The organism is Microbacterium sp. USTB-Y, from assembly GCF_023703415.1.
Taxonomy (GTDB): Bacteria; Actinomycetota; Actinomycetes; order Actinomycetales; family Microbacteriaceae; genus Microbacterium.
In genome coordinates, this window is sequence record NZ_JAGMTU010000003.1 from 489918 (window position 1) to 516176 (window position 26259).

The 26259-nt window shown below is 70.3% G+C and carries 33 protein-coding genes; 14 read left to right on the forward strand and 19 right to left on the reverse strand.

Features of this window, described 5'->3' with window-relative positions; translation table 11 throughout:
* Window positions 1-134: 134 nt before the first annotated feature.
* A complete protein-coding gene (locus tag J8G10_RS09500) occupies window positions 135-752 on the reverse strand; it encodes a DUF4386 domain-containing protein (protein WP_251443660.1) in 618 nt (205 codons plus the stop codon).
* Window positions 753-820: 68 nt separating this feature from the next.
* Here J8G10_RS09500 and J8G10_RS09505 point away from each other — a divergent pair, with 68 nt between their 5' ends.
* The 3 genes from J8G10_RS09505 (at window position 821) to J8G10_RS09515 (ending at window position 2230) form a co-directional block, all read left to right on the forward strand.
* On the forward strand, window positions 821-1489 hold the full coding sequence (locus J8G10_RS09505) for a TetR/AcrR family transcriptional regulator (protein ID WP_251443663.1): 669 nt from the start codon (window positions 821-823) through the stop codon (window positions 1487-1489).
* Window positions 1490-1616: 127 nt separating this feature from the next.
* A complete protein-coding gene (locus J8G10_RS09510) occupies window positions 1617-2024 on the forward strand; it encodes a cupin domain-containing protein (RefSeq protein ID WP_251443666.1) in 408 nt (135 codons plus the stop codon).
* Window positions 2012-2230: an RNA-binding S4 domain-containing protein gene (locus J8G10_RS09515; RefSeq protein ID WP_251443669.1), complete on the forward strand. Its 219-nt coding sequence runs from the start codon at window positions 2012-2014 to the stop codon at window positions 2228-2230. Before J8G10_RS09510 ends, J8G10_RS09515 begins: the two co-directional genes overlap by 13 nt.
* 12 nt (window positions 2231-2242) lie before the next feature.
* Here J8G10_RS09515 and J8G10_RS09520 read toward each other — a convergent pair whose 3' ends face one another.
* Complete coding sequence (locus J8G10_RS09520) at window positions 2243-3547, reverse strand: hypothetical protein (RefSeq protein WP_251443671.1); 1305 nt, start codon at window positions 3545-3547, stop codon at window positions 2243-2245.
* A 351-nt stretch (window positions 3548-3898) separates the two neighbouring features.
* Here J8G10_RS09520 and J8G10_RS09525 point away from each other — a divergent pair, with 351 nt between their 5' ends.
* From J8G10_RS09525 to J8G10_RS09540, 4 genes are read left to right on the forward strand one after another with little or no spacing between them, the layout of a single operon-like run.
* Window positions 3899-4321 carry a hypothetical protein gene (locus J8G10_RS09525; RefSeq protein WP_251443673.1) on the forward strand — a complete coding sequence of 141 codons (423 nt, stop codon included), beginning with the start codon at window positions 3899-3901 and terminating at the stop codon, window positions 4319-4321.
* 12 nt (window positions 4322-4333) lie between these two features.
* The gene (locus tag J8G10_RS09530; protein ID WP_251444359.1) at window positions 4334-5443 is read left to right on the forward strand and encodes a sensor histidine kinase; all 1110 of its coding nucleotides are present in this window, start codon (window positions 4334-4336) and stop codon (window positions 5441-5443) included.
* Window positions 5440-6075 carry a response regulator transcription factor gene (locus J8G10_RS09535; RefSeq protein WP_251443675.1) on the forward strand — a complete coding sequence of 212 codons (636 nt, stop codon included), beginning with the start codon at window positions 5440-5442 and terminating at the stop codon, window positions 6073-6075. Before J8G10_RS09530 ends, J8G10_RS09535 begins: the two co-directional genes overlap by 4 nt.
* A gap of 31 nt (window positions 6076-6106) precedes the next feature.
* Window positions 6107-7042 (forward strand): hypothetical protein, encoded by a 936-nt coding sequence (locus J8G10_RS09540; protein ID WP_251443677.1) that lies wholly within the window; start codon window positions 6107-6109, stop codon window positions 7040-7042.
* Between the two features lie 33 nt (window positions 7043-7075).
* On the opposite strand, the gene J8G10_RS09545 is transcribed toward J8G10_RS09540, so the two are convergent.
* Entirely contained in the window at window positions 7076-7948 is an 873-nt protein-coding gene (locus J8G10_RS09545) for a hypothetical protein (RefSeq protein WP_251443679.1), read from the reverse strand.
* Between the two features lie 187 nt (window positions 7949-8135).
* Here J8G10_RS09545 and J8G10_RS09550 point away from each other — a divergent pair, with 187 nt between their 5' ends.
* The gene (locus tag J8G10_RS09550) at window positions 8136-9230 is read left to right on the forward strand and encodes a LacI family DNA-binding transcriptional regulator (protein WP_251443681.1); all 1095 of its coding nucleotides are present in this window, start codon (window positions 8136-8138) and stop codon (window positions 9228-9230) included.
* 51 nt (window positions 9231-9281) lie between these two features.
* Here J8G10_RS09550 and J8G10_RS09555 read toward each other — a convergent pair whose 3' ends face one another.
* The 5 genes from J8G10_RS09555 to J8G10_RS09575 form a co-directional block, all read right to left on the reverse strand.
* Window positions 9282-9698 carry a PIN domain-containing protein gene (locus J8G10_RS09555; RefSeq protein WP_251443683.1) on the reverse strand — a complete coding sequence of 139 codons (417 nt, stop codon included), beginning with the start codon at window positions 9696-9698 and terminating at the stop codon, window positions 9282-9284.
* Window positions 9695-9985, reverse strand: a complete 291-nt coding sequence (locus tag J8G10_RS09560; RefSeq protein WP_251443685.1) for a type II toxin-antitoxin system Phd/YefM family antitoxin — start codon at window positions 9983-9985, stop codon at window positions 9695-9697. Before J8G10_RS09560 ends, J8G10_RS09555 begins: the two co-directional genes overlap by 4 nt.
* Window positions 9986-10189: 204 nt before the next feature.
* Window positions 10190-11263 carry an RNA polymerase sigma factor gene (locus J8G10_RS09565; protein WP_251443688.1) on the reverse strand — a complete coding sequence of 358 codons (1074 nt, stop codon included), beginning with the start codon at window positions 11261-11263 and terminating at the stop codon, window positions 10190-10192.
* 128 nt (window positions 11264-11391) lie between these two features.
* Window positions 11392-11778 (reverse strand): YciI family protein, encoded by a 387-nt coding sequence (locus J8G10_RS09570; protein ID WP_251443691.1) that lies wholly within the window; start codon window positions 11776-11778, stop codon window positions 11392-11394.
* A 228-nt stretch (window positions 11779-12006) separates the two neighbouring features.
* Window positions 12007-12471, reverse strand: coding sequence for a hemerythrin domain-containing protein (locus J8G10_RS09575; protein WP_251443693.1), 465 nt, complete (start codon window positions 12469-12471; stop codon window positions 12007-12009).
* 177 nt (window positions 12472-12648) lie between these two features.
* Between J8G10_RS09575 and J8G10_RS09580 the strand changes: the two genes are divergently transcribed.
* Window positions 12649-12819: a hypothetical protein gene (locus J8G10_RS09580; RefSeq protein WP_251443695.1), complete on the forward strand. Its 171-nt coding sequence runs from the start codon at window positions 12649-12651 to the stop codon at window positions 12817-12819.
* A 9-nt stretch (window positions 12820-12828) separates the two neighbouring features.
* Here the strand turns inward: J8G10_RS09580 and J8G10_RS09585 are convergent, their stop codons facing one another.
* The 5 genes from J8G10_RS09585 to J8G10_RS09605 all read right to left on the reverse strand — a co-directional run bounded on the left by J8G10_RS09585 (window position 12829) and on the right by J8G10_RS09605 (window position 16411).
* Window positions 12829-13206, reverse strand: coding sequence for a DUF488 domain-containing protein (locus J8G10_RS09585; protein ID WP_251443698.1), 378 nt, complete (start codon window positions 13204-13206; stop codon window positions 12829-12831).
* 10 nt (window positions 13207-13216) lie between these two features.
* Window positions 13217-14017 carry a family 1 encapsulin nanocompartment shell protein gene (locus J8G10_RS09590; protein ID WP_251443700.1) on the reverse strand — a complete coding sequence of 267 codons (801 nt, stop codon included), beginning with the start codon at window positions 14015-14017 and terminating at the stop codon, window positions 13217-13219.
* Between the two features lie 26 nt (window positions 14018-14043).
* The gene (locus tag J8G10_RS09595) at window positions 14044-15063 is read right to left on the reverse strand and encodes a Dyp-type peroxidase (protein WP_251443702.1); all 1020 of its coding nucleotides are present in this window, start codon (window positions 15061-15063) and stop codon (window positions 14044-14046) included.
* A 191-nt stretch (window positions 15064-15254) separates the two neighbouring features.
* Window positions 15255-16151 carry an NAD-dependent epimerase/dehydratase family protein gene (locus J8G10_RS09600; protein ID WP_251443704.1) on the reverse strand — a complete coding sequence of 299 codons (897 nt, stop codon included), beginning with the start codon at window positions 16149-16151 and terminating at the stop codon, window positions 15255-15257.
* Window positions 16148-16411: a hypothetical protein gene (locus tag J8G10_RS09605; protein ID WP_251443706.1), complete on the reverse strand. Its 264-nt coding sequence runs from the start codon at window positions 16409-16411 to the stop codon at window positions 16148-16150. Before J8G10_RS09605 ends, J8G10_RS09600 begins: the two co-directional genes overlap by 4 nt.
* A gap of 308 nt (window positions 16412-16719) precedes the next feature.
* On the opposite strand from J8G10_RS09605, the gene J8G10_RS09610 reads away from it, so the two are divergent.
* Window positions 16720-17922 (forward strand): CdaR family transcriptional regulator, encoded by a 1203-nt coding sequence (locus J8G10_RS09610; protein WP_251443708.1) that lies wholly within the window; start codon window positions 16720-16722, stop codon window positions 17920-17922.
* Window positions 17923-18016: 94 nt separating this feature from the next.
* Here J8G10_RS09610 and J8G10_RS09615 read toward each other — a convergent pair whose 3' ends face one another.
* Together J8G10_RS09615 and J8G10_RS09620 are read right to left on the reverse strand one after the other, a co-directional pair.
* The gene (locus J8G10_RS09615) at window positions 18017-18241 is read right to left on the reverse strand and encodes a hypothetical protein (RefSeq protein ID WP_251443711.1); all 225 of its coding nucleotides are present in this window, start codon (window positions 18239-18241) and stop codon (window positions 18017-18019) included.
* 86 nt (window positions 18242-18327) lie between these two features.
* On the reverse strand, window positions 18328-18894 hold the full coding sequence (locus tag J8G10_RS09620; protein WP_251443713.1) for a dihydrofolate reductase family protein: 567 nt from the start codon (window positions 18892-18894) through the stop codon (window positions 18328-18330).
* A gap of 126 nt (window positions 18895-19020) precedes the next feature.
* Here J8G10_RS09620 and J8G10_RS09625 point away from each other — a divergent pair, with 126 nt between their 5' ends.
* From J8G10_RS09625 to J8G10_RS09635, 3 genes are all read left to right on the forward strand, one after another.
* Window positions 19021-19836: an N-acyl homoserine lactonase family protein gene (locus J8G10_RS09625; protein ID WP_251443715.1), complete on the forward strand. Its 816-nt coding sequence runs from the start codon at window positions 19021-19023 to the stop codon at window positions 19834-19836.
* Between the two features lie 9 nt (window positions 19837-19845).
* Complete coding sequence (locus tag J8G10_RS09630; RefSeq protein WP_251443717.1) at window positions 19846-20313, forward strand: MarR family winged helix-turn-helix transcriptional regulator; 468 nt, start codon at window positions 19846-19848, stop codon at window positions 20311-20313.
* Window positions 20314-20477: 164 nt separating this feature from the next.
* Window positions 20478-21023 (forward strand): Dps family protein, encoded by a 546-nt coding sequence (locus J8G10_RS09635; RefSeq protein ID WP_251443719.1) that lies wholly within the window; start codon window positions 20478-20480, stop codon window positions 21021-21023.
* 448 nt (window positions 21024-21471) lie between these two features.
* On the opposite strand, the gene J8G10_RS09640 is transcribed toward J8G10_RS09635, so the two are convergent.
* From J8G10_RS09640 to J8G10_RS09655, 4 genes are all read right to left on the reverse strand, one after another.
* On the reverse strand, window positions 21472-21900 hold the full coding sequence (locus tag J8G10_RS09640) for an SLATT domain-containing protein (protein WP_251443721.1): 429 nt from the start codon (window positions 21898-21900) through the stop codon (window positions 21472-21474).
* 110 nt (window positions 21901-22010) lie between these two features.
* On the reverse strand, window positions 22011-23744 hold the full coding sequence (locus J8G10_RS09645) for an ATP-binding protein (protein WP_251443723.1): 1734 nt from the start codon (window positions 23742-23744) through the stop codon (window positions 22011-22013).
* Window positions 23741-24739 (reverse strand): SIR2 family protein, encoded by a 999-nt coding sequence (locus J8G10_RS09650; protein ID WP_251443725.1) that lies wholly within the window; start codon window positions 24737-24739, stop codon window positions 23741-23743. Before J8G10_RS09650 ends, J8G10_RS09645 begins: the two co-directional genes overlap by 4 nt.
* A 272-nt stretch (window positions 24740-25011) precedes the next feature.
* Window positions 25012-25452, reverse strand: a complete 441-nt coding sequence (locus tag J8G10_RS09655) for a hypothetical protein (protein WP_251443727.1) — start codon at window positions 25450-25452, stop codon at window positions 25012-25014.
* A gap of 45 nt (window positions 25453-25497) precedes the next feature.
* Between J8G10_RS09655 and J8G10_RS09660 the strand changes: the two genes are divergently transcribed.
* The gene (locus J8G10_RS09660; RefSeq protein WP_251443730.1) at window positions 25498-25782 is read left to right on the forward strand and encodes a helix-turn-helix transcriptional regulator; all 285 of its coding nucleotides are present in this window, start codon (window positions 25498-25500) and stop codon (window positions 25780-25782) included.
* Window positions 25783-26259: the final 477 nt, after the last annotated feature.

Genomic DNA, 26259 nt, shown 5'->3' on the forward strand with positions numbered 1-26259 from the left:
TCAGGGTCCGGGTCCGGATCCGTCCCGCCCCGTTCCTCCGCTCCGTCTCCCTCCTCCCGTCGTCTTTCCCTCCCCTGGCGGGCGCCACTGCGGGGAGGGGAAGACGGTGCGGAGAGGGAGACGCGCAAGGGACGTCAGACGGCGAGCGCCGGGGCGCCCCGCCACGGACGGCCGATGAGCAGCAGCACGGCGAGCCAGATCTCGAACGCGAAGATCGGCACGGCCGCGATGCCCGCGACCACGCCGTTGAGCGGGATCGCCCCCCAGAGCTGCGCGAGGTCGCTCGCGAACACCAGTGCACCGCCCGCGACTCCGAGTGCGGCGAGCGCCCGCGGCAGGATCCGCGCATCCCAGAGCAGCCAGCCCAGCACCACGGTGTTGACGCCGATGACCAGCCCCTGACCGACGAGGAACGCCGCCGTGTGCAGCGCGGCCGCGGGGCCCGCCGCGAGCCAGGACGCGCCCTGCGCCCCGGCGCTCGCGAGCATCGGCAGCGTGCCGGCGAGGATGACCGCCGCCTCGACCGCGCGGAGCACGGCGAACGTCAGCGCGCGCGTCGGCGCGTACTCCTGCAGCAGCCGCCACAGCAGCACGCCCGTGCCGACGCAGCCGATCGCCAGGGCGAACTCGAGGGCGACGCCGGCGCGGATCCAGCCCTGGGCGTAGGCGGGCACGGCGAGCACCGAGGTGACGTGCGTCACGAGATAGAGGATCCCGGCGAGGAGGGCCTGCCGGCGGAGAGAGGGGGTCATGACGGATCCGTTCATTCGGGTGTACGGCGTATACCTTGCGGATCCGATCGTAGGTGTACGCTGTATACGTGTCAACATCGGTGCCGCGGACGCCCCTGGACCGGGGCCGCATCGTCGCCGCGGCCATCGAGCTCGCCGATGAAGCCGGCCTCGAAGCCACGAGCATGCGGCGCGTCGCGGAGCGCCTCGGCGTCACCCCGATGGCCCTCTACAAGCACGTCGCACACCGGTCGCAGCTCGTCGACGACATGCTCGACGCGCTGCTGGCTCGCATCCCCGCCGCCGCGCAGGGCGCCGACTGGCGCAGCAGCGTCCGCGCCAGGATCCTGGCCGCGCGCACCCTGCTCTCCGCGCATCCGTGGGCCCGCGACGCGATCGAGTCGAGCCCCCTCGCCACGGCACGGGTGCTCGCGCACATGGACGCGCTGATGGGCGCGATGTTCGACGGCGGCCTTTCGGCCGACCTCGTGCACCACGCCATGCACACGCTGAGCACGCGCATGTGGGGGTTCACCCGCGACGTCATGCCGACTCCGCGCCTGCCCGATGACGCGGAGCAGCGCGCGGCCGCGATGTCCGCCTATGCGCGGGAGTTCCCCTCCATCGTGCGGATGGCCGCGACCGCGCCCGGCGCCGGCACGGACTGCGACGACGACGCTGAGTTCGCCTTCGCCCTCGACCTCCTGCTCGAGGGCGTGGAGCAGCGCCGCGTCAGCGGATGGCGCTCGGATCGCTGATCCGGCCGGCGGCACGAGAAACGTTCTGCGCGGGAGACACCACGTCCGCCGCGTGTCTCATGCGGATTCCGGTTTCTCGCGGATCCTGCGCTCGGACGGCACCCGATTGCTGGGATACCGTGGCGGAATGAGCGGAAACCACGTGTACGAGACCGGAGCGATCGACACCTGGGGTGTCGACGAGGGCACCGGCAAGCGGTTCGTCGACGGGGAGTCGGCGCAGTACCTCGGAATGTCGGTCAACTCCACGGATCCGGGCGGGAGCTCGCCGTTCTGGCATCGGCACAGCCGTTTCGAGGAGCTGTACGTGTTCCTCGACGGACGGGGCCAGATGGCGCTCGACGACGAGGTGGTCGACGTGCAGCCGGGCACCGTCGTGCGGGTCGCTCCGGAGACCTGGCGCGCGGTGCACAGCGCCGCAGACGCGGGCGTGCCGCTGAAGTGGCTCTGCCTGCGCGGTGGCGGCGACAGCCTCGCCGGGATCGGCCGCGACGGCGAGCTGGACAAGGAGCGGCCGTTCCCGTGGGCGCGGTGACCGACGTCTCGATCGGCGGCGAGAGCATCCGGCTCGGGCAGTTCCTGAAGTTCGCCGGGCTCCTCGACTCCGGCGGCGACGCCAAAGAGGCGATCATCGACGGGTACGTGCGCGTCAACGGCGAGGTCGAGCGCCGCCGCGGGCGCCAGCTGGCCGATGGCGACCTCGTCGGCTACGAGGAGCGGACGGTGCGCGTGCGGCCCTGAGCGCCGAGCCGGTCAGTCCTGCGCGGGACGGCGCAGCAGCTCGATCACGACGAGCAGCAGCACCGCGCCCAGCAGCACCCACAGCACGAGCCACGCCGTGAGCGGATGCACGAGCAGCACGACGGCCGCGGCGGCGAGGGCGACGACGATGAGGATCCCCCGGCGCGACCGATCGATCCATCCGCCGAGGCGCGCGACCCCGCCCGGAGCATCGTCCGAGGGCGCGCCCCCGCCGGGACGCACCGCCGCGGCCACACGGCCACCGGCGCCGCGGACGGCGACCGCCGCGCGCGAGGCGCCGATCAGCCAGGCGACGAGGGCCGCCACCAGCGAGATCAGACCGAGTGCGAGCAGACGCTGCGTGAGCGGCTCCGTGATCCGGTCGAACACTCCCCCGGCCGCCGCAGGCGTGATCGCGGATCCGTTGGACGCCAGGGCGCCGATGCCCACCGCGCGTCCGACCGCGACCGCGGCGAGCAGCATCACCATGATCACGACCGCCGCGACACCCGTCGCGAGGATCGCGCGCCGGCGGCGCCGCGCCACCAGCACACCGGCGACGAGCAGCGCGAGCGCGAGCCACGGCAGCCAGGCCGAGACGGTGACGACGATGCCGTAGGCCGCGACGGCCGTGCCCATCGAGGCGTTGTGCACGAGGACGATCGAGCGGTCGGTGGTGGGGATGGCCTGCGCGAAGGTCACCCCCTCGGCGAGCAGCCGTGCGCGCACCCCTTCGAGGACGGGTCCGAGCTGCAGCGTCAGCGTGCCGTCCGCGCCGGCGACGACCGCCGTGTCGGGGCCGCCCTGCAGCGCAGCCACGGCCTGGGCGTGGGAGACGCGCAGGGTCTGCTTCCAGATGTCGGCGAACGCCGGCGAGGTGATCACGTTCTCGACCATGCCGCGCACGAGGTTCTGCGCCCCCTGAGCGACCGGAGCCTGGAGCAGCCCCAGAGCGGTCGCTGCCCGGGGCGGCAGGTCGAGCGAGCGCAGACCGTCGAACACGTCGGCGGTGAGACCGGGGATGTCGACCTGCTGGTCGATCACGTCGTTGGTCGCGCGCACCAGCACGGCCTGCACCGCCGGGTCGGCGGCGAGCGGGGCGAACGTCGCGACGAACTGATCGGTGTCGGTGAGCAGGTCCCGGGCATAGCTCGTGACGGCGCTGACCGAGCCGAGGACCAGGCCGAGCACGATCAGCACCGCCGAGGCCGCACTGCGCCACCCCGCGCCGGCACGCGCCGCGGCGCCCCGGCGCAACACATCGTTCTCGGCCTCGAGGCGGGCGATCTGCGCGGCCGGATCCTCGGCGCTCGTCATCGACGCATCCTTCCGTGGGGCTCGGTCGGGAAGGCGCCGAGCAGGTGGGCTAAGAGCAGACTATTGCCCCATCCGACGCCGACCAGGTCTCCGCGCCCCGCCCTTGGATCGCGCGCCCGGGCCGGCGCGACCGTCAGCCCGCCAGGCCCAGGAACACCAGGAGCAGCCGCTCGACCTGCGCGAGCTCCTCGGCCGTGGCACGAGCTGGGCACTCTTCGCGGACGAGTGCACCTGTGCGGATCGATCGTCCGGACCGGATCCTCTCGCTCCACGGGTCCGGTCCACCGATCGGTGCTCGACCATGACCGATCGGTGGATCCGGGCGAAGCGACCTCCGAGGACTCTGGAGGGATGAACACGACAGCCACCGTCTCCCCCTTCTCACCTCGCCGCGCGGCGTTCCGTCCGGTCGTCCTCCTCTCCTGGGCGTTCGTCGCGGTCAGCGCCGCGATGATCGCCTTCCTCTCGCTCGCCACCGTGTCCGGCACCGCGTTCGAGATCGCGATCTGGATCCGCTGCTCCCTCGTCCTGGCCAGCGGGATCGTCGTGGTCGCGATGGCCGTCGCCGCCGCCCGCGGCTCCCGCGGCGCCTGGGTGCGCCTGCGGATCGTCAGCCCGATCATCGTGGCCGCGGTGATCGTGATCGTGTCCATCCCCGGCTTCCTGCCCGACGGGGTGCGCATCGAGCAGGCCGTGTGCGGGCTCCTGCTGCTGCCCGTGGCGATCCTGGTGAACCTGCCCCGCATGCGGGCGCTCTTCGCGCCGAAGGCGTAAGGTCGGCCCGTGATGGACTCGCGCTGGCGGACCGTGCTCTCGGTCGCCCCGTACGTCGTGCTGGGGCTCCTGGCCGGGTTCGCGGTCCTCACGGAGGCGCGGCAGCCGGAGCGGCTGCTGCCGACGCTCGCCCTGTGCGCGGCCTACGGCCTGTGGGTGCTCGTCCTGCGCACCCTGCCGTTCCGGTGGCGCGACCGGCCCGCCGTGATCGCGGTCTTCCTCGCCGGCGCGATCGGGCTGAACCTGCTGCTCGTGCTGCGCGAGGGCACGTTCGGCTTCCTGGCGGTCGCGACTTTCTCGTTCGCGTACTCGCTCGCAGCCTGGCCGTGGGAGCTGATCCCCGTCGCGGGCACCGCGGTCGTCGCGGGGATCGCGCAGAGCTCGGGGTTCCGCGCGGATCCGGCCGGCATCGCGGGAACCGCGGCCGTGATCCTGCTGAACGTCGTCGTGATGTGCGGGCTCTCGTTCGGACTGCACCGCGCCGAGCTGACGATGCACCGCACCGCCGTCCAGGACGAGCGCGCCCGTCTCGCCCGCGAGATCCACGACACCCTCGCCCAGGGCTTCACCGGCATCATCACCCAGCTGCAGGCGGCGGAGCAGGCGGCCGACGACGGCGCGCGCCGCCGGCACACGGAGGCCGCACTGACGCTCGCCCGCGACGGGCTCGCCGAGGCCCGCCGCTCCGTGCAGGCGCTGCGCCCGGCGGCGCTGGAGCAGACCTCGCTCGCGGACGCCCTCTCCGGCGTGGCCCGGTCGTGGTCCACGCGCACCGGCATCGCCACGACGGTGACCGCGGCCGGTGACGCCCGAGGGCTGCCGACGGAGACCGAGGTGGCGCTGCTCCGCATGGCCCAGGAGGCGCTGGCCAACGTCGAGAAGCATGCGGCGGCGACCCGGGTGACGCTCGCCCTGCGCGTGGGGCCCGCGACGGCGAGCCTGGAGGTGCGCGACGACGGCCGCGGCTTCGACGCCGTCGACCGCCTTAGGGGCGCCGCGGACGGCTCCGGCGGGTACGGCCTCATCGCCATGCGGGAGCGGCTGGAGGCCGCGGCAGGGGCGCTGATGGTGGACTCCCGCCCCGGGCGCGGAACCGTCGTGCGCGCGGAGGTGCCCGCATGACCGCACTCACCCTGCTCGTCGTCGACGACCATCCCGTCGTGCGCGACGGCATCGTGGGCATGGTCGGATCCGCCGAGGACATCGACGTGATCGGCGAGGCGTCGGACGGGGTCGAGGCGGTCGCCCTCGCCCTTGTGCACGCCCCCGACGTCGTGCTCATGGATCTGCGGATGCCGCGGATGGACGGCGTCGCCGCGCTGCGCGAGTTCGCGCGCCTCGGCATCACCAGCCGCGTGGTGGTGCTGACGACGTTCGACGCGGACGCCGACGTGCTCCCCGCGATCGCCGCCGGCGCCACCGGATACCTGCTCAAGGACGCCACCCGAGACGAGCTGCTGGACGCGATCCGCGCCGCGGCGGCGGGACGGACGGTGCTTGCCTCCGAGGTTGCCTCACGGCTCGTCGGCCGGGTGCGCGCCCCCGAGGCGAGCCTCCTCACCCCGCGCGAGCTGGAGATCCTCGCCCTGGTCGCCGAGGGCACCACGAACCGCGCCGCCGGCGACCGGCTGCACCTCAGCGAAGCCACCGTCAAGACGCACCTGCTGAGCATCTACGCCAAGCTCGGCGTCGGCGACCGTGCCGCCGCCGTGGCCGAGGGCTTCCGCCGCGGCCTGCTCGACACGGCCCGCTGAGGGCCGCCGGCGCCGACGGTAAACTGGGCCGATGGGCGATGGGGAGCTCGGCCTGCCGGGAACACGCACTTTCGCGGACGCCTTCGCCGACGCGATCGCTCGCCGCGACGTGACGCTGTCCGCCCTGCGGACGCGCCTGGAGGATCGCGGGAATCCTGTCTCGCTCGCGACCCTGAGCTCCTGGCGGTCGGGAACGCGCACGCCCGACGTGCAGCGGAGCTGGGCGGCGCTCAGTGACCTCGAGGACCTTCTGCAGCTCCCCGCAGGCGATCTCGTGCGCCTCACCGCGCCCCGTCGCGCGCCGACGAATGCGACTCCCGCCCGGTTCCTCTTCGACGAGGCGCGCGCCGCGGGACTCGACATGAGGATCGACGACGTCGTGAGCGAGCTGATCCGCGTCCTGGAGCTGGCGCCTCAGGATGCGTTCCGCGAACTGTCGATCCAGCGGATCATCGACGTCGACGAGAACCTCCTCGTCGCGCGCGAGGTCACCTACTCCGTGGTCGAATGCGTGACCGGAGAGGTGTCCCGTTTCGGCTGGCTCAAGTTCAGCGACGAGCCGCAGTTCGACGGGATCGGTCAGATCACGCTCGACGGGCACGCCAGCGAACACCACGTCGATCCCTCGGGACGCATCCATGTGACGGTGTTCGAACTCGAGGAACCGCTCGCCCCCGGCGAGACCACCCTCCTCGCCGTGCGTCAGGACATCCCGGTCGAGCAGCGGTCCCAGCGCCGCGAGACGGTCACGCACGTCCATCACCCCGCGCAGAAGGTCGTGAGCTGGATCCGGTTCGATCCGCGCAACGTGCCGGAGCGGATCGAGGAGTTCGATCGCACCGAGACGGCCGAGCACATGACTCTGCGCGTCCTGGACACCCCGACGTCCCTCCATCAGGTCCGCTGGGACTATGGTCCCGGGGCGCTGGGCCTGCGCTGGGGCGACCCGCAGCCCGCCGACGACTGAGCCGGCTCCGCGCCGGCGCGCGCGGCGCGCTCCTCAGTCGTCATCGAACCCCCAGCGCATCCTCAGGCCACCCGGACCGAAGTCGCGGCGCAGGCGGTGCACCGATCTCGTCGTCCCCGCCGCCACCGTGACCGTCCGGGTGCCCCGGGACGTCATCTCGGTCTCGTCGAACCACTCCGGGGCACGGTCTCCGGCGGCCCGGAACCACTGCACGATCTCGCGCACCGGCCGGCGGACCGTCATGAGATGCTCACGAGGCGCGGGATAGCCCTCGGGAGACACCGCCTCGAACGAGACCATCGCGGTCTCACCCGGCTCGAGCGAGCGGTCGAGCGCCAGGGCGAAACCGCTCATCGTCCCGCCCGGGTGCCGGACCGTCCGGGCGAGCGTGCATCCGGCGAGGTTCCTCAGCACCGGCACGATCTCCGTGGGGCGGGACGCGGTGAGCAGAACCCCGAGCGAGTCCACACGGTTCTGCACGCACTGCACGAGGAGCACCGAGGACGCCTCCGACACCGTTCCCGATGCCGAGATCTCGATCGTCTCGCGGAGCGAGAGGATCCGCAGGCTGTCCGGAGGCGAGACCGCCAGCAGCGCGAACGTCTCCGCGCCTTCGGAATCGCGGAGCGAGGCGGGCGCGGACACCCTGCCCCGCCGCCGGGATCGCCCCGCCAGAAAGCGCGTGAGCGCACCCGACTCGAGACCCAGCTCGACCTCGATCCCGGCCACGATCGCAGCCGACGCCGCCCCTTCGGGGTGCCGCGCCCCCGTCCGCCAGTAGCTGAGCGTCGCAAGCGAGATCGACAGTCCCCGCCGGGAGAGCCGGTCCCGCAACGCCGACATCGAGACCCCGCCGACCGCGAGCGCCTCCGCGAACTCCTGCGCGAACGCCCGCTCCCCTGGCATCGGTCCTCTCCCGCCGTGCTCGTCCCCTCACCGGAAGTATCCTCCGATGACGCCGGATCCCGCGGATCCGCTCCATCCGGATTCACACTTCCAGACCTCCTGTGAAGGCCCGCTTCCTATCGTCGAGCATGTCGGAGACAGCGAGCCGTGACTCGCCGCCTCCGCATCGCCGAGGGGAGACGGGGACATGCTGACGGAAGAACGACGCGCGCGAATACTCCGCGAGATCGCGCGGCGCGGCAAGATCGAGGTCACCGCCTTCGCAGAGACCTGGGGATTCTCGGAGATGACCATCCGTCGAGATCTGGACGCGCTCGCGAGCGAGGGGCTCGTCCGTCGCGTCCGCGGCGGGGCCGTGCCCCGCCGGGAGGGCGCCGGGCTCCTTCCCGAACGCGGAACGACGCGGGGCACGCTGGGCCTGATCGTGCCCGACGCCGGACGGCACTTCTCCGGCGTGATCCGGGGCGCCGGCGAGGCCGCCCGCACGGCGGGGTATCGCCTCGTCGTCGGCTCCTCGCTGTCCTCGCGCGCCGAGGAGAGTGCGCAGCTCGCTCGAATGCTGGAGGCGGGCATCGACGGCCTCCTGTTCGCTCCGGCCGTCGGCGCCGCACCGGAGCCCCTCGATTGGGAGCAGATCCGCGACCTCCCGGTCCCCGTCGTGATCGTCGAGCCGGCGCCTCTCCGGCTGCCGACGGATCTTCGCGCCGACGTCGTGCAGACCGATCATCGCCACGGCGCCCGCATCGCGGTCGAGCATCTCGCCGCCAACGGCTACGCCCGTGTCGCGCTGTTCGCGCCGGACCCGGTGACCGCCCTCACCCAGCAGCGGGGATTCCGCTGCGCCGTCGCGGAGCTGGCCCTGGACGCCGACGTCCCCGAAGTGGCGTTCGGGAGGCACGGCGATGCCCCTCCCCTCTCCGGATCCGTCACCGCGTTCCTGCGGCACTGCGAGGAGGCGGCGGTGCACGCGGCGTTCGTCGGTTCGGACGAGGCGGCCGCACTGATGCTGCTGGAGCTGCAGCGCGCGGGGAGCCGGGTGCCGGACGACTTCGCGATCGTCGTCTACGGCGACGACTCCGCCGGGCTCACCGGGACCCCTCTCTCGGCCGTCGCGCTGCCCTCGCTCGCCGTCGGCGCCCGTGCGGCGGCGCTCTGCGTACAGCGACTGGAGCAGGATCTGCCCGCCTCTCCGGCGAAGCTCTCGCTCGTCCCGTATCTGATCGCCCGGGAATCGAGCCGCGCCACGCTCGCCCGCGGTCGGGAGATGCTCCGCGTCTCCTGACGGATCAGCAGGGTCCCGGGAGCCGCAGCGACTGCGGTCGCACGCAAGCCGTCAGCCCAGGGCCTCCGGGAACACGACGTCGATCTCATGGATCCGGTCGCCGAAGTCCTTGCGATTGTTGGTCAGGAACCGATCGGCGCCCGCCGCGATCGCGGTCGCGAGATGCACGGCATCCGGAGCGCGGAGGCCGTACTTCGCTCCGAGCGTGACCGAGAGGTTCGCGATCACGCCGTCCATGGGCAGCAGACGGAGTCGCCCGAGGAGCTGAATGAGTCGCGCGACCTCTGTCGACGCAGGACCTGCGCGTAGCGGCTTCGGAAGGATCTCGGGCATGAGCAGGAGCGACCCGATCGCGCGGTCCTCGGCGCCGGCCTCCTCGAGCAGTGCCGCGAGCGCGCCTTGGAAGGGATGCTCATGGTCGGCTGCGTAGATGAGCACATCGGCATCGAACGCCGTGATGCCCCTCATCGAGAGTCGCGACCTTCGCGGATCCAGGCGATGAGATCCTCCGCGTCCGCGTGATCCAGCGCGGGCTCCCGTCCGAGAGGCTCCGTCCGGGCCGCCTCCAGACGGGCTCCGAGTTCGTCGGCGGCCCGCCACGCCTCGGCCGCGCGAGGGGAACGGAGCTTCGTCGGGCTGACCATCACCGCGACCACCCGGCCATGGCGAGTGATCCGCACGTCTTCCCCCGCCTCGACCCGATCCAGGAGCGCGGGAAGGGTCTGCCGGGCGACGGATGCACTGACACTGTCCATGGAGAAATCGTACACTGTTGTACAAAATAGTACGATCTACGAACCCTGAGCTGCGCGAGTGCCATCTCCCGACCCTGACGACCCGCGGCATGCCGCGGGGATCGATCTCCGTGATCCGTGCACAGCGGCGCGGCGCGCATGGCTGTGCAGGACGGAGCCGCAGGCGCCGGGCCCCTCCGGCCGCCCCAGGACCCAGGGGATCCGCTACCCCGCCGACTCCACCGCCGCGAGCGCCTCGATCGCACCGCGGGTCGGGGCGATCCGCACGAGCGCGCGGTACAGCCGGATCAGCGCCTCCCGGTCGGTGACCCCGGTGCGCACCCGATCGCAGTGCACCGACTGGATCGCGGCTTCGAGCTGGAACCGCCCGGGTTCCCCTCCCCCGGCGACGCCGCTCAGCCGCGCCGCGCGGTGCAGCAGCGCCTCCCCTTCGGCGATGAGCGCACGATCCCACTGAGCGGGATCCTGTTCGGCGAGCGACGGCCAGCGCTCCCCGGGCTCCGCAGGCGTCCGCGCGGGGGCGCGCGACTGGGCGAGCGTGAGCAGGGCTGCCAGCCCCCACGCCTCGGGATCGACGTCGAGCAGGGTCGCGGTGAGCACGGCGAGCCAGCGGGCCTCGTCGGCGAGCGACGTGCGCACGTCGTCGTGCGGATCCAGCCAGTCCAGTGCATACGCGCCGTAGATCGCCTCGAGCACGGCGGTCGTGCGGGCCGGCATGTCGGCCCGCACCGGCAGCGCGAATCCGATGCCCGCGTCCCGGATCTTGCGCTTCGCCCGCACCAGGCGCTGCGCCATCGCCGCCGGCTCCACGTCGAACGCCCGCGCGACCTGTGCAGCATCGAAGCCGAGCACGGTCTGCAGCATGAGCGGCGTGCGGATCCCCGCATCGATCGCGGGATGCGCGCACGCGAACAGCAGCTCGAGGCGCCGGTCGGGGATCGCATCGCCCCGTTCCACCAGTGCGACGACGTCGATCCCGGCGTCGAGCGCGGGACCCTCGTCCGCGCCGGCGTCGTCCAGCGGTGCCCGGGTGCGGTGCGCGGCCGAGCCCCACACGTCGCGGAGTCTGTTGCGGGCCACGGTGAGCAGCCATCCTTCCGGGTTGTCCGGCACTCCGGCGTCAGGCCAGGAGCGCAGCGCGCGCTCGAGCGCGTCGGCGAGGCAGTCCTCGGCGAGCGCGAGGTCGCCGGTCCCGCCGGCGAGCAGCGCCACGAGCCGCCCGTAGGAGACGCGCACGGCGCGCTCGGCGGCGGCCCGCGCCTCGTCGACCGAGCTCACGCGGCCCCCGCGGGCCGCGCCAGATCCGCGAGACCGAACCCTCATCACGAGACCGCGGATCCCATCGTCGGTCTCGTGACTCCGGTTCGGTCTCGCGGACTCACGGCGGCGGTCAGCCGCTGCGCCCATCACCGCACCGGCGAGGCGCCCTGCCAGGCGCCGTCGACGTAGCGGGTGGCGACCGGCCGCACCTCGACGGCTCCCCAGGCGACCGACGGCGCCTGCTGGGCCCACCCGATCGCCGCGTCGAGGTCGTCGACCTCGATCACGACCGTTCCCCCGAGCTGCTCCCTGGTGTCGGCGAAGGGCCCGTCCTGGATGACGGGGTGGCCGTCGCGGACGCGCACCGTGGTGGTCGCCGCCGAGGGATGCAGCACCTCGGCGCTGCGCAGGACGCCGGCTTCGTCGAGCGCCTTCGCATAGACGTCGAAAGCGCGCATGCCCTCGGCGAGCGCCTCGGGCCCGAGGTCCTCCGCGGTCATCTCGGGGTACTGCAGCAGAAGCGTGTAACGCATGATCGGCCCTTTCTCCATGATGTCGAGGCCCTGGCGGCCACCGACACCCTGATGACGATCGAAGGATCCGCCGATCGACATCCTCCTCCGCCACAGTCGGATCCGCATCCGCCGGCGCGGGTCCTCGAGGCGGGGCAGGACCCTTCCCGTCGCAGAAAGCGTCGCCATCGCCCGCTCGGAGCGACACTTTCTGCGACGGGAACAGACCCCGCGCCTCAGACGCCTCGCTCAGAGGTCTCCGAGCACGTCGGCCGGATCCGCGTCGAGGGCCAGCGTCTCGAGCACCCGGAGCAGACGACGCTCCTCGAAGGCGAAATGGTTCTCCATGATCGCCGCGACGCCGTCGAGGTGCCGGGTGAGCTCCTCGGGGGACGCGCTCGCGTCGACGGCTCCGGCGAGCGCGGTGAGCAGCCCGTCGATCATGGCGTGGTCCCGGGACAGCGTCCGCAGCACCGGAGCGAGCTCCGGGTGTGCGGTCTCGATCGCGGGGAACAGAGCGCGGTCCTCGCCGCGATGGTGCCGATCGAGCGCGACGCAGAACCCCCGGCAGTACAGCAGCAGATCACGCCCCGGCGGGGGATCCGATCCGCCCGCACCGGCGCGCGCGAGGGCGAGAGCCTCGCGCAGCCGGGTGTGCGCGCTGCGCAGCTCGTTGCTCCAGGCGATCAGCCTGGTCGTCTCCCGCTCAGTCACGCGGGAGCGAAGGGCAGGACGAGGTCATCGTCGTTCCTTCCGTCCGGCGCCTCCATGCCTGACACGGTCTGCCACCGGCACGCGACGCGGGGATCAGCGTACCCCACGCCCTCGGCGCACGGCCGCCCGCGGGCGTAGGGTGGCGGCGAAGTCACTCACGCGACCAGAGGAGACGCGATGTTCGGAGACAAGCGGCGCGAGGAGAAGCGCGAAGAGGCGGCACTCGCGGAGGCGAAGGCGCAGGCGGCGGCCGCGGTCGAGGAGAGCGAGACCGACGACGCCTCCTTCGAGCCCGACGAGCGGCTGGAGGAGCAGGAGGAGCCGGACAGCGGCGACGTCCGGCGGTGACCCACGCCCTCAGGGCGTCGTCAGCACCTCCTGCAGCACGGTCGCCTCGCTGATGTCGGCGCGCCGGGCCGCGGTCAGCAGCGTCACGGGCCCCTCCCGCACGAGCGCGCGCAGGCCGGCGAGCGCTGCGGCCTGCGCCGGATCCTCCAGCTCGGCGCGATACCGGCGCGCGAACTCGGCGAACCTCTCCGGATCATGCCCGTACCACTGGCGCAGCGCGGTGGACGGGGCCACGTCCTTGCACCACTCGCGCAGGGCGGCGCGCGCCTTGCTCACCCCGCGCGGCCAGAGCCGGTCCACGAGCACCCGCGCGCCGTCGTCGGGCGCCGGCGCGTCGTAGATGCGGCGCACCCGCACTCCGACCGGGGCGCCGTCTCCCGCGGTCATCGCCAAGCCCTCACCGGAGGACGACGCTGGCCTCGGACGTGTAGGCCGAGAAGGTCACCGACTCCTGCGCGTACAGCCGGATCCCGTCCGCGTCGTGCGAGAGATACCCGATCGACACATCCTGGCCGAGCGTGAGCGCGTAGTCGCCTCCGCGCATCGTCAGCACGATCGCCCCCTCGAGCGCGGGCGCGAACACGATGGTGCCGTCGTCGCCGAGCAGCCGGGCCAGGTGCTGGTGCACCGGGTGGCCGTGATCGACCGTCTCGGCGGCCGCGGTGTACAGCTCGGCTGACAGCAGGAGCGCGTACGGCCCCTGCACACCGACCGTGCGGAGGACCGTGAGCGCCTGCGCGACCGCGGCCGGAAGCTCCTGCGGATCCGACGGGAGCGGGATCACGGCGTTCGAGCTGCTCGAGACGATGCCCTGCACGCCCGCCGCCTGGGATCCGGCGAACACCAGGGTGTCCTCGGCGGTGGCCAGCGCCTCCACGGCGTCCTTCACCGGCTGCCAGTCGGAGTCCTGTGCGCCGCGCTCGACATCGTCGACGGCCGCGTGGGTCACGGTGAACGGGGCGCGCAGCTCGATGAGCGGCTGCACCTGCCGGCGGCGCGCCTCGACCGCCCCGGCGGGGGCGTCGATCGGCTCGACGTGCCCGGTGCCGATCGCGGACAGCTCGGGTCCGCCCGCCTCGGGCACGTCGACGACGCGACGTCCGGCGATGCGGGTGATGAAGGTGCGGCGCGCCTCGTCGTCGATCTGATCCCAGGCGGCGGAGGAGATCGGTGCGAGTCTGCGGTGGAGGTTGTCCATGTCTGCGGCCTTTCGCGGGGTGGGGGTCAGTGCGCGGCGGCGGTTCGGAGTCCGCCGATGCCCAGGTCCGTCGTCGGCGCGTCGGCATCCACCGGCGCCACCTCGGCCGGAGCCGCGGCGGGTCCCGGCCCCGGCACGTCGTCGAGGAAGTCCACGGTGGGGGTGAAGAACAGGGTGCCGGTGCGAGCGGTCGAGAAGTCGAGGATCCGGTCCGTGTTGCCGGGAGGGCTGCCCAGGAACATGTTGCGCAGCATCTGCTCGATCACGCCCGGATCCGCGGCGTAGCCGATGAAGTAGGTGCCGAACTCCTCGGTGCCGAGCTCGCCGAACGGCATGTTGTCGCGCAGGATCTGCCGCTGCACTCCGTCGGCGTCGATGATCGTGTTGAGGTGCACGTGGGAGTTGACCGGCTTGACCGCGTCGGGCATCTCGACGTCCTCGAGCTTGCTGCGGCCGATCACGCGCTCCTGCTCCTCGATCGGCAGGGCACCCCACGCCCCCAGATCGTGGGTGTATTTCTGCACGATCACGTAGCTGCCGCCGGCGTAGTCCGGATCCTCGTCGTCGATGAGCACCGCGGCCGGAGCGGCGGCCCCCTCGGGGTTCTCGGTGCCGTCCACGAAGCCGAGCAGATCCCGCTCGTCGAAGTACTTGAAGCCGTGGGTCTCGTCGATCACCACGGCATGACCGCGCAGCCGGTTCATGACCTGCCGAGACAGCTCGAAGCACACGTCCATGTGGTGGGCGCGCACGTGCAGCAGCAGGTCTCCCGGGGTTCCCGGCGCGCTGTGCCGCGGACCCTCCAGCGGCACGAACGGGTGCAGGCCCTTCGGGCGCGGCAGCGCGAACATCCGGTCCCAGAACTCCGCGCCGATGCCGAGGACGCAGTTCAGCTCATCGTCCGGGATCCGGAACGACACCGATCGCGTGATGCTGGACAGGTCGGCGAGGACGTCGCGCACGACCTCCTCGCTACCCTCGTTCACCGTGAGGACGAGGAAGAGCGCGGCCCGGGCCGGCGGTGCGACGAACTGCTGAGTGACCACCGGATCCGTCCCCTCCGCGCGCGTTCGCGACGCACGGTCAGCCTGTCATGGGAGGGCATCCGCTTCAAGCCGGTTGTCGTCGCGATCAGCGGGACTTGGCCCGGAGGACAGGCGGACGGTCCGGCGCGCCTGCTCCGGAGGCGGCGCCTCGATCGCGTCCCGGGCACTGCCCCCCGGTCCTCGCCGGCCGGTCATCCCCACGCCGGATCGCCGGGAACACCGAGGTAGCCGGCGCGGAGCTCATCCACCAGCGAAGGCCGGGTGGAGCGCCAGCCGAGCCGCTCGCGCGCCCGGTCGGCGGCGGCGTGCTGATCGAGAAGGAGCACTCCGGCGAGCGCCGGTCCGATCCGTCGAGCGGTCTCCTCGGCGGTCTCCGCGCGCACCGTGGCGCCCTCGGCCGATGCGGCGGCCGCCGCCAGCTCGGCGACGGTCTCGGTCGCCCCGGATGCCGCGATGTACACGTCGTCGACGTGCGATTCGGCGCCGATGATCCGGACGTACAGATCGGCGAGGTCATCGACGTGCACGGTGGCCCACTGCTGGGAGCCGTCTCCGATCAGCGGGAGCACCGGCTGCGCCCCGCTGCGGTCGATGTCGTCGACGAACCGGCGCGGGATGCCCTGGCCGTGCCCGTACACGATCCCGGGCGCGACCACGACGACGCGCATCCCCTCGCCGTCGTCCGCGAGCAGCCCCCGCGCGGTCTCGTCCATCCAGGCCACGGCCGCCGGCGGCGCCGAGGGCGACTTCTCCGTGAGATCCCGTCCCGATCCGTAGGTCCACAGACTGCTCGTGTAGACGAAGGGCTTGTCACTCGTCAGCAGCCCCGGCGTGACGGCGGCGATGAAGTCCGCATCCTCGGAACGGGACGTGGCGGTGTGGATCACGCCGTCCGACTCCAGCGCGAGATCCGACACCGTGCGGGTGTCCTCCTCGGAGGCGAGGAACGGATCCGCTCCCGCCGCACGCACCTCGTCCGCATCGTCCTGGCCGTCGACGAGGGCGGTAACCCGATAGCCGGCGGCGATCAGCGCCTCCATCACACCTCGTCCGATGAAGCCCGTCGCACCGGTCAGCAGCACGCTCATCTTTCCTCCTCGTCCGTTCCGGTCTCCCCCGTCGCGAGATCCTCCGGCCCCTCATAGGCGAGCAGGTAGGAGAACCACCGGCCGTCCCGCTCCTCCGGTTCGATGTCGTAGACCTTCACCCATCGCCGGCCGTCGTGCTCCACGATCCGGCGGAGCTCGTCCTCCGGCCTCCGATCGACGAGGACGAGCCCTTCGACCCGCTCCACCACGGGGCCGAACGGCCGATCCCGCAACACCGCCGCGTACGTCTCCGGGTTCATCCTCACCGCCCCCGCTGCTCGTGGCCACCCCCTCGTGGTCCGCCACGCTAATCCTCCTCCGCCGGTGGCGGGAGGGCGTCGTGGCGGACCTGTCACGGCGCACAAGCGGCACTGTGGGCGGTGACAGACGTCCCGTCCGGCAGCGCGGCCGCGCGTTCGGGCCGTGATCTGCTGGAGGCGCGGGGCGGCCTCGCCGACGGCGTAACCTCGCTGTCAGCGATGCGCACGGGATGGAGCGGCCTCCCGGCGGGATCGAGGAGAGCGGATATGACGGAACGCGCGGCGGATCTCTCGCACACGGGGATCCGATGAGCACGACCGACCGCGATGAGGGCATCGCCTGGGTCGAGCGCCGGCTGCCGAGCCTGATCGAGAGGGTCTACGCCCGCAGCGTCGAGACCCTGCCCGTCTACGAGGACGAGAAGCACGTCTCCACCGGGGAGCTGCGGCGCTCGATCGAGGAGAACCTGCGCTTCCTCGTGCACGCGCTGCGGCACCCCGGAGAACCGCTCGACCTCGCCGTCCCCGAGCAGACCGGCAGGCGCAGGGCGCACCAGGGCGTGCCGCTGCCCGAGGTACTGCAGGTGTACCGGATCGGCTTCGGGACCCTGTGGGGAGCCCTCGTCGAGCGCGCCGCCCAGAGCGCACGCACCGAGGTGCTCACCCGGCTGCTGGACACGTCGACCCGGATCTGGACCGTCGCCGAGGAGCACGCCACGGCGATCACCGAGGCCTATCGCGCCACGACAGCCGAGATCCTGATCTCCCAGGAGCACCGTCGCGCGGCGCTCGTCGAGGTGCTGCTCACCGGGCACGTCAGCAAGGACGCCGGCCCCTGGGAGGCGGCATCGCTGCTCGGCTTCCCCGCCGACGCGGACCTGGTCGTGGTCGCGGCGCAGACGAACGAGGTGGCGGCGGAGTCGCTGCCCGGGATCGCCCGGCGCCTCGCGGACCAGGGGTGCGTCTCGGGCTGGCGGCTCACGCCGGCCCTGCAGCTCGGCGTGATCGCCCTCGCCCGCCCCGAGGCGATGGACGAGGTCCTCGAGACGCTGCGCGGCTACCCGGGCGCCCGGGTGGGCGTCAGCCCGCCCTTCGCCGCACGCACCGACGCACCGCGAGCGCTGCGTCTCGCCCGCGCGGCTCTCGCGACGACCTCCCGCAGCGCGATGAAAGTGCGCGTGTTCAGCGCGAGCCCCATCGCGGCCATGATCGCAGCGGATCCGCACGAGGCCGAGCGCCTCACCGAAGACGTCCTGGGCCCCGTCCTGCACCTCGCCGAGAGCGACCGCGACGTCATCCTCGAGACCCTCGAGACGTACATCGACACCGGCGGATCCGCGACGGATGCCGCGGCGCTGCTGCACTGCCATCCCAACACGGTGCGGTACCGGCTGCGACGGATCGAGGAGCTCACCGGGCGCAGCTTCACCCGCCCGAACGACATGGCGGAGCTCGCCGCCGCGGCATACGGACTCGAGCTGACCAGGATCGCGCAGCACCACGGCGCCTGATCCGGTCCGGCATGTCCGGATCCCCGTACGTGGCGCGCGATCGGGACAGCTCCGCCCCGCTGCCGACGGTGTCGGCCGTCGGCAGCGCGCCGGATCAGATCCGGTCGAGGCCCTCCTTGCGGCGCTCGTCCTGCGATCCCTCGTCGTCGACGCCGCCGGTCTCGTCGAAGGCCTCGTCGCGGTGATGCTGCCGGCGCTCCTCCTGCTCCTGCCGGTCCTCGCGCAGCTCGTCGTTCTTGTCGTGACCCATCTCGTCCTCCTCGTCCGCGCGCGTGAGCACGCTCAGGGACAGGATCCCCCACCCGAGCCGGATCCGCACGGGTTTCTGTACAGGGCGACAATCAGGACGATCCCCCGGCAGTCCGCCCGCCCCTGGTGAGCTCGCCTCCGGATGCGCCGCGCGGCTCACCGCCCGGGCGGGCCGTCGAGCACGGTCGGCACGTACTCGAGCAGCTGCAGCCGTCCGTCGAAGGTGCGCGATGCGACGAGGTCGAGACGCACGTCGGGGTACCCGTCGAAGATGCGGTCCTGCCCGGTCGCCCCCGTGATCACGGGGAAGAGCACGACCCGGTAGCGATCGACGAGACCGGCGCTCAGCAGCGACCGGCACAGGGAGACGCTGCCGAGGGTGCGCAGCGGTCGATCCGACTCCTCCTTCAGAGCGCGCACGAACTCGACCGCGTCTTCGCGGACGAGGGTGGAGTTCGCCCACTCCAGGGGCTCCGGGAGCGTGGCCGAGAACACGTACTTGGGGATCGGGTCGAGCACCCCGACGCCCTCCTCGCCGCCCGCGGCGAAGGCGGACATGAGCCGATAGGTCGTCGCCCCCATCAGGATCGGGTAGTCCCCGTCCGGCGCCGTCGCGAGCCACTCGAAGTACTCCGGCCCGCCCATGCCCCACAGGCCCGGCCAGCCCTCGGCGGCGCCGTAGCCGTCGAGGGAGCAGATGAAGTCGATCGTCAAGGTCTGCATGTCGTCTCCTCCGCACGCCGTCCCGCGCCGGGATCCCGGCGCGATCGGCGGCTTCGCGCAGGAGTCTAAGCGCGTTCTGCCGAAGCCGCTCGACAATTTACGTGTCACGACATATAGTGTCGTGACATGAACATCATTCAGAATGTCGCGGTCGTCAGCACCGGAACCGTCGCGATCCGGCCCGAGCATGTGGCACGACCCTCGACGCCCATGCTCTGGTGGCTGGCCACCTCCCGCCGCTGGACGGCGCCGCGCCCCATCAACGTCTACGTGATCGAGCACGAGAAGGGCCTGGTGCTGTTCGACACCGGCCAGGATCGGGCCTCGGTCACGGACCCCGACTACTTCCCCGGCGGACTGAACGGCTACTTCTACCGCCGTCTCGCCCGGTTCACGATCGGCCCCGAGGACACCCTGACGACGCAGCTCGCCCGCATCGGCTACGACATCGCCGACGTCACCGCGGTCGTCGTCTCCCACCTGCACCAGGATCACATCGGGGGCCTCTCGGAGCTCACGCACGCGCGGATCCTCGTGGGCCGAGCGGAGCTGGACGCGGCGCGCCGCAGGTCCGCCGAGCTCAACGGGTATCTGGAGAAGCACATCTTCCTGCCGGGGCTGCGCTGGGAGCCGCTGGCCGGCGAGCTCGATCTCTTCGGCGACGGGGCCATCACCCTGCTCCCCACCCCCGGGCACACGCCGGGCTCGCTGTCCGCCCTCATCCGGCGCGCGGGACGCAGGCCCCTCCTGCTCGTGGGCGACCTCACCTACGACGTCACCCTGCTCGAGCAGGGCATCATCCCCGGGGTCGGCGACAGGGCAGGCCTGCTCGCGTCGACCCGGCACGTCGCCGAGCTCGCCGCGCAGCACCCCGGCCTCGTCGTGCTCGCGGCCCACGACCCGGGTGCGCAGCGTCTGCTCGCCGAGGCGGACCGCCCCTAGAGTGAAGGGATGAGGCAGGCAGAGCAGATCCGCTACCTCCTGCTCGCCGCGCAGCGCGAGGGCAACCGCCGGCTCGCGGCGGCGCTCGAGCCGATCGGGCTCTCCCCCGCGCAATCCGAGGTGCTCCGGATCCTCGGGGACCACGGCGACCAGGGCGAGCTCACCGTCTCCGGAGTCGGACGGATGCTCGTCTGCGACAGCGGCACCAACCCCTCTCGGCTGATCGAGCGTCTGGTGCAGGCGGGCTACATCGAACGCGTCGAAGCCGGCGAGGACCGTCGCCGCGTGCACCTGCGCCTGACCCCGACGGGCAGGGCGAAGGAGCAGGAGACCCGCGCGATCGAGGACGCGATGTACGCCGAGCTCGACGCGCTGCCCGGTGCCACGGATCTCATCGCCCCCCTGGAGCTGCTCGTGACGGGCGCTCCTGCCGGTGAGGCGCTGAGAAGGCGCATCGACGCGTCCCGCGGGGCCTGAGCGACGCCTGACCCGCGCGCATCCTCGGCCGTGTCGCCGCCCCGGATAGTGCCCGATCCCGAGAAGCGCAAGCCCGTAGGTCTCCGCGACGCGAGCGTATAGCCTGCACGGGCCAGCGCAGGCGGATCCTCCGTCCTGCGGATCCCCGTCGAAGAAGGAGTCCCATGAACGCCCCGGCGACGACTGCCCCCAAGAACCGCCGCAAGCCCGCGAAGGGCGCGGCACGCACGGCCGAGGAGAACGCGGAGAAGGGCTTCGCCGCGTCCCAGGAGCTGAGCGACAGCATGCAACGGGTCCTGGTCGATCTGATCGAGCTCTCCCTTCAGGGCAAGCAGGTCCATTGGAACGTGGTGGGCCCGAACTTCCGCGACACCCACCTCCAGCTGGACGAGATCATCGACGCCAGCCGCCTGTTCGCCGATACCGTCGCGGAGCGGATGCGCGCCCTGCACGCGCTCCCCGACGGTCGCAGCGACGTGGTCGCCGAGACGACGACGCTGCCCGAGTGCCCGCACGGCGAGATCGCGACGCGGGACGCGATCGATCTGATGACCGAGCGGCTCGACGGCGTTGCCGCGACCTGCCGCGACGTGCACGACCAGGTGGACGAGGAGGATCCGACCAGCGCCGACATCCTGCACGCGGTCCTCGAGCGGATCGAGCAGCTGTCCTGGATGGTCAGCGCCGAGAACCGCACCCCGAAGGGATGAGGGCGGCGGCGCACGGCCATCGCGACGTCCTCGACTCCGCAATGGCCGCGCGGGGCATCGTCCGCGACGTCCACGCCGAGGTGACGGAGACGCGCGACCGGTGACCGAACAAGGGGAGCCGGACGGAGGCGAAACCGTCCGGCTCCCCGGCGTTCCACGGCTTGGCGAGCGACCGGAAGCCTGGGGGACCCCGCATGCGCCGTGGAACCTTCCCACGCTTCACGCTATTGCCCGGCGCCCGCGGCGGGCAGGGGCTTGACGACGGATACGGGAGCGGCTAGTCCGGCCTTCCTCCCACCGACCTCAGTGGAAGTCGCCGTGTAGGTTCCAGGTCGGGATGGCGGCGGACGGCAAGGGTTCCGCGGTAGTTGGCGACGGTTACGGGGCCAGAATTCCACGAGACGTGGCGTAATCCTACGATGCTCGGTCGATAGCCGCAGCCGGGCGTTTACCGACTCTGGATCCTGGTCCAGGCCTCAAGGTCCTCGCGGAGGATCTCACCGAGTGTCTCGAGCGCAGCGTTTGCTTCAGCACGCTCGGTCGCCCGCCTGTACCAAGGACGTGCTTTTCGCGCGGCGAACCCCCTCCGAAGGTCGTTGATCTGTGCAAGCACAGCAGAGCGCTGGATCCATAGCTCTCGGTGGTGGAAGTGATCGTTCCAAGCAAGCAGGACTGCAACGGTGGCGGATGTCAGCGTAGTCGCGACCGCAACTCCTCCACTCCACCAATCGGTGGCGAGCACAGCGCTGATCGAGCCAAGGACGGCAACTACCCCAGTCAGCAGCGAGGCGGTAATCGTCACGCCGGAAGCCCGGCGTTTCACGGTGCGACGCGCACGCTTGAAGTGTTGCTCGTAGCCGTCGAGGTAGTGCTCCACGATCTGAGACGGACTTAGCCCAGGTGATGGGGGTGGCACGGAGTCGATACCGCTTGGAGCCGAGTCCTTCGCCATTGCGTACCTAATTTCTTCCTCTCGCTCTGTCGCTGTTATCGACGCGACTGCGTTCGCATCGCCTCGACCGCCGCGACGAGTGCGTCTTCCTCGACTGGTGCGCTGTTCCATTCAGTCCAGAAGTTCCTAGTGGCGCTAGTGGGCTTAATCCTTGGCGCATCGAGTCGGATGCGCGTCGGAAGGATGATCGCGTCACCGAGCAAGAGCGCCTCACCAACGTCCAGAAGCGGCAACGCTGCGGTGAGCCCATCCATGCTGTCAGGCATGAGTCGTTTCACGACAGCTTGGTCCTGATCGTTGGTGAGACGGAGAGCGATGAAGTTGTTGCATTGGGAGAGCACGGTGCGGCTCACATCCGACGGACGCTGGCTAACGACGAGCAACGAAATCCCGTACTTCCGGCCTTCCTTGGCGATTCGCTCGAAGGAGTCGAGGGCTCGGAGGTCGGCGGCCCCTGCGTTTCCGGCTGGCAAGTATAGGTGAGCCTCGTCACAGACGAGGGTTACCGGCGTCCGCTTGTCTTCGGTGGTCCAGAAGTGGATTTCGTAAAGTACACGCGCCATCACCCCAACGACGATCGGTAAGACATCGCTCGGCACCTCACTGAAGTCGATCACCTTTATCCCGGGAGCCGTACCGAGAATGCGCTTGGCAAAGTCGTGAAGCCAGTCATAGCCGAGATGGTCAGCCGGTGGGTTGAACATGAAGCCGTACCGACGGTCGCTGATCCTTGCGTCCATCCGGCTCACGAGTCGAGTCAGTCGTCCAAAGAATGGCCCTTGTTTCTCGCGTCCGCCAGCGCCCGGCACCATCTCAGTGTCGTCTCCCGATAGGCGTCCAACGAGTCCAGCGAGGTCGTACGGCACCGGGCTGTCGACGGTGAATCTCTCGGCGAGCTCGCTCTTCCCATCCGCCACAAGCCGATCGTGCTTGAGCGTCCGTACATGATGGGTCAACCGAGCAGCCTGGTTGGGCGCGTTCTCCTCAGAGCGATCAAGCAGAAGGGCCTGCATTTCTTCTTGGTTGAGTAGCCACCACGGCAAGTACAGGGCGCAATCATCGTCGGAGGGTTGCCCCGGACCCGCGATGTGAAAAGCCCGCGCAATGGGGGCGTCGCCTTCGGTCAGGGGCGTGTACTCGCCGTGCATGTCGAACACGACAAGGTTGGGGTGGGCGAGCGCCTTGGCTCTCTCGAGGATAAGCGCGACCGCCCAGCTCTTGCCCGAGCCGGTACTTCCCAACAGAGCTGCGTGCCGCTGGAAGAGGCGATCACCATCGGCCACGGCCTCTGCTGTGGGATCGGCGACAAACGCGCCCAGGCGGAGCCGCTTCTCCGGTTCGAGCTGACTTGCCAGCAACCCCATGAGCCGTTGAAGATTGATGCCATCTATCACCCAGCACAGCGACTCGACGAGTGGATAACTGTCAGCACCACGCTTGAATGTGTTCTTCCTGATGCCATCGACCGCGCGATACGTGCCGAGCAGGACGACGCGCAGGAGGTCCCGCTGACGGATCTCCACGGGGACGTCGCCATCGGGACCGATCTCATCTAACAGGGCTTCTTCCTGAAGATCTCGGGTAACTCGATCGAGCATGCCGACGAGGAACTCGGACGGGTTGGATCCCTGGAAGGCAATGAGGCTACCGACACCGATACGGGTCAATCGCTCGTGGTCAAGCGCCTCTGCCCAAACGCTCGCCGTGTCCACTCTGAAAACACGTCCGAGGGCTGCTTCGCGAGGGAAGTCGAGAGAGGGGTCGGTCATATGCTTAGCACTTCCTTTACCAGGTGTTCCAGATCCCATAGAGGCAGGTCAAGTTCTAGATCATCGCCACCTTGAAGAACCCGGCATCCTGCCCCATCCTCGGTTGCTTCTATGCCCAGCGCGCTCGAGTTCGAACTGAGGTAACTGAGAGCATTCGAGGTAAGGGACCGGCTGACAACGACGGCGGGCAACTGAGCAAACCTCGAACGCAAATGGGTCTGGAGATGCGAGTCGTTGAACCCATAACCCACAGTGAGCAGGGAGGCCGCTCCATCGATAGCCAGGTTTGCGCGATTGCGCTGCTGATCGAAGGGGACCTCATAGCCGAGTCTGTATTTGTTACCACCCGGCGCAATGATCTGCCGTGAACCCGGGATGGCCAGATCGCTCCGATAGTACTGTCCGTCGTGAGCAAACCAGTCGAGGCTACCGTGCGGCTTGGCCAATCGAATATGCGGACGCGGGCGCACGGTGACGCTGCGTGCCCCCCGCCCAGCGGGAGCGGCGCGAGCCTCGTAGAGCTCTTCGCGACTGAGCGCCGCATCCATCCGGCCTATGGTGTGCCCGTAGTACATGGAGTCCACCCGCACGCCAGCGCGAGCGGCATGTACCTCAATCAGGCGATCATAGTTGGTAGTGATCACGTCGGCATGCGTCGCCGAGCGCAGGATGTGTTCAAACAGGCGTCCGAATGCAGAGACCTGGTCAGCTTGAAGGATCTCCGCGATCGCCGCTCCTTCAGAGTGCCGAACTTGATCTGTGATGGCCATCGTGAGCACGTCGGCAAGCGACTCCGGCAAGGGCTGCTCACCGAGCGCCGACTCAAGCCCTTCACCGGCAGCTAAGCTCGTTGCGATTCGTTCCCACTCCCGCAGCGCAGAGACGTCGTCTTCAGAGATGCGTTCGGGCACAGCAATGTTCAGGTGCTCAGCTAACGCGCCCATACTGGGAAGTCCGTATGCACAAGAGGCGCCAGAGCCGACGATGATCACCACGCCTCGTTGGAACAGTCCCTGTATATACGTGTAGACGCTGTCTTGCGTTATCCCCACGTTCCCCCTCGCGGTACCGAACTTCTGCCACTCATCATGGCATCATCTCCCGGTTGGCTGTCGACCGGTCAAGTATGTCCGGGGAGCGTTTCCGATCGACGTTGGGCCGCCCGGCCCCTCATCCTCGGCATATAGGACAGAAGCGCCTGTACCCCTTGGAGGGGCAGGCAAACTCTGCAGCGCCACCTCGCACCCACTGCGCGGGGAAGCCACTCTCATCTGGGCCAGTGCCACCACCGTCGACGGCGATGAATAGTGATGGCCGCCTGATCGGGAAGATCAAGCAGCTCCTCAACACGGATCCCCCCGAGATCGCCATAGATGACATGCACGAACCGAGCCCGTCGGAACTGCTGACGCCAGGTCGCGGCCGAGTCGAACTCTCTGAGGTCGGTCGTCAACCACGGAGTCTCGTCCGCATCCATCAGACACAGCTCATCGCCGATGAGCGTGACGGTCCAACCGGCCGGGATCTCCAACGCGTCGCGGGTCGGGTCATGCTCCGGGAACCCGGCCAGGCGCATAACCCTCGGTTGGGGGTCCTCCCATCCATGTCCGCGGTTCACTGTCGCGCTGATGTTGAAGAACGCCACTCCTGGCAGGCCAGTAGGAGACGCGAACAGCCACACCATGACGTCCTGGCCGCCGTCGTGCATGCGCGTCAGTCCATACCGTGGCGCTATCTTCATCACGCTGAGAAGGTGACCCGTCGGAACGAAGCGACTGAACTGGAGTGGAGCCGCTACTCCCAGCGCTTCGCGACCACACTTCGCTCCGTCCGTGAGCGCGCCGGCCTCCGCCAGGAAGAGGTCGCCTACCGCTCCGGGCTGACGCGCTACACCTACCAGAAGTACGAGAAGGGTGAGTCAAGGCCCGGCAATCCGGCGAACCCCACGCTTCGTACATTGATCGCGATGGCTCAAGTACTTGCCGTCTCCGTGGATGACTTGATCCTCGGTGAACCGCCAGACCTTCGGGCACGCTAGAAGAGCGCAGAGTGGTGAGCATCGGTGCCGCTAGTCTCACCGCGGCGAGCACAACATGGCCCCTGAAAGTGACTCCGTCCCGAATCGCAACCAGCACCAGATCCTTGAAGCGCTACCCGAACCTCTCGACACGAGGGGCGATGATGTACGGTTCGATCGTGGTACCGCTCATTGACGACGACATTGCCGGTTCTGGCAGACCCGTCCGCAAGGCACGCAGATGACGAGTACGCCGAAGACGCCGTTGAGTCGCGACTGGGGCACGCGAGAGAAGTACCGTCAACCTCGCCGGAAATCAGCCAAGCCTCGCGCGGATAGTGACATCACTGTATCCGACGACATCGAAGCGGCATACGACCTTGTCCCGTCGCTGGGAGAAGGAAGGCGTTGGTACGACCCGCCGTACAGGACGCTTATGTGGCTCTCGTCAGGGTGGCGGCGCAGGATTCAGCCGGCCAGGCTGCTGAGCGCGTGGAA

Coding starts and splice junctions, on each gene's coding strand:
- J8G10_RS09600 (WP_251443704.1), bottom strand. CDS start 16,151: ATGAGCGTGCTGCTGACCGGTGCGACGGGCTTCATCGGACGAGGTGTG.
- J8G10_RS09535 (WP_251443675.1), top strand. CDS start 5,440: ATGACCGCACTCACCCTGCTCGTCGTCGACGACCATCCCGTCGTGCGC.
- J8G10_RS09510 (WP_251443666.1), top strand. CDS start 1,617: ATGAGCGGAAACCACGTGTACGAGACCGGAGCGATCGACACCTGGGGT.
- J8G10_RS09550 (WP_251443681.1), top strand. CDS start 8,136: ATGCTGACGGAAGAACGACGCGCGCGAATACTCCGCGAGATCGCGCGG.
- J8G10_RS09560 (WP_251443685.1), bottom strand. CDS start 9,985: ATGGACAGTGTCAGTGCATCCGTCGCCCGGCAGACCCTTCCCGCGCTC.
- J8G10_RS09590 (WP_251443700.1), bottom strand. CDS start 14,017: ATGGACAACCTCCACCGCAGACTCGCACCGATCTCCTCCGCCGCCTGG.
- J8G10_RS09540 (WP_251443677.1), top strand. CDS start 6,107: ATGGGCGATGGGGAGCTCGGCCTGCCGGGAACACGCACTTTCGCGGAC.
- J8G10_RS09580 (WP_251443695.1), top strand. CDS start 12,649: ATGTTCGGAGACAAGCGGCGCGAGGAGAAGCGCGAAGAGGCGGCACTC.
- J8G10_RS09620 (WP_251443713.1), bottom strand. CDS start 18,894: ATGCAGACCTTGACGATCGACTTCATCTGCTCCCTCGACGGCTACGGC.
- J8G10_RS09585 (WP_251443698.1), bottom strand. CDS start 13,206: ATGACCGCGGGAGACGGCGCCCCGGTCGGAGTGCGGGTGCGCCGCATC.
- J8G10_RS09625 (WP_251443715.1), top strand. CDS start 19,021: ATGAACATCATTCAGAATGTCGCGGTCGTCAGCACCGGAACCGTCGCG.
- J8G10_RS09555 (WP_251443683.1), bottom strand. CDS start 9,698: ATGAGGGGCATCACGGCGTTCGATGCCGATGTGCTCATCTACGCAGCC.
- J8G10_RS09635 (WP_251443719.1), top strand. CDS start 20,478: ATGAACGCCCCGGCGACGACTGCCCCCAAGAACCGCCGCAAGCCCGCG.
- J8G10_RS09525 (WP_251443673.1), top strand. CDS start 3,899: ATGAACACGACAGCCACCGTCTCCCCCTTCTCACCTCGCCGCGCGGCG.
- J8G10_RS09630 (WP_251443717.1), top strand. CDS start 19,846: ATGAGGCAGGCAGAGCAGATCCGCTACCTCCTGCTCGCCGCGCAGCGC.
- J8G10_RS09645 (WP_251443723.1), bottom strand. CDS start 23,744: ATGACCGACCCCTCTCTCGACTTCCCTCGCGAAGCAGCCCTCGGACGT.
- J8G10_RS09655 (WP_251443727.1), bottom strand. CDS start 25,452: ATGCACGACGGCGGCCAGGACGTCATGGTGTGGCTGTTCGCGTCTCCT.
- J8G10_RS09520 (WP_251443671.1), bottom strand. CDS start 3,547: ATGACGAGCGCCGAGGATCCGGCCGCGCAGATCGCCCGCCTCGAGGCC.
- J8G10_RS09545 (WP_251443679.1), bottom strand. CDS start 7,948: ATGCCAGGGGAGCGGGCGTTCGCGCAGGAGTTCGCGGAGGCGCTCGCG.
- J8G10_RS09570 (WP_251443691.1), bottom strand. CDS start 11,778: ATGCGTTACACGCTTCTGCTGCAGTACCCCGAGATGACCGCGGAGGAC.
- J8G10_RS09605 (WP_251443706.1), bottom strand. CDS start 16,411: ATGAACCCGGAGACGTACGCGGCGGTGTTGCGGGATCGGCCGTTCGGC.
- J8G10_RS09500 (WP_251443660.1), bottom strand. CDS start 752: ATGACCCCCTCTCTCCGCCGGCAGGCCCTCCTCGCCGGGATCCTCTAT.
- J8G10_RS09530 (WP_251444359.1), top strand. CDS start 4,334: ATGGACTCGCGCTGGCGGACCGTGCTCTCGGTCGCCCCGTACGTCGTG.
- J8G10_RS09610 (WP_251443708.1), top strand. CDS start 16,720: ATGAGCACGACCGACCGCGATGAGGGCATCGCCTGGGTCGAGCGCCGG.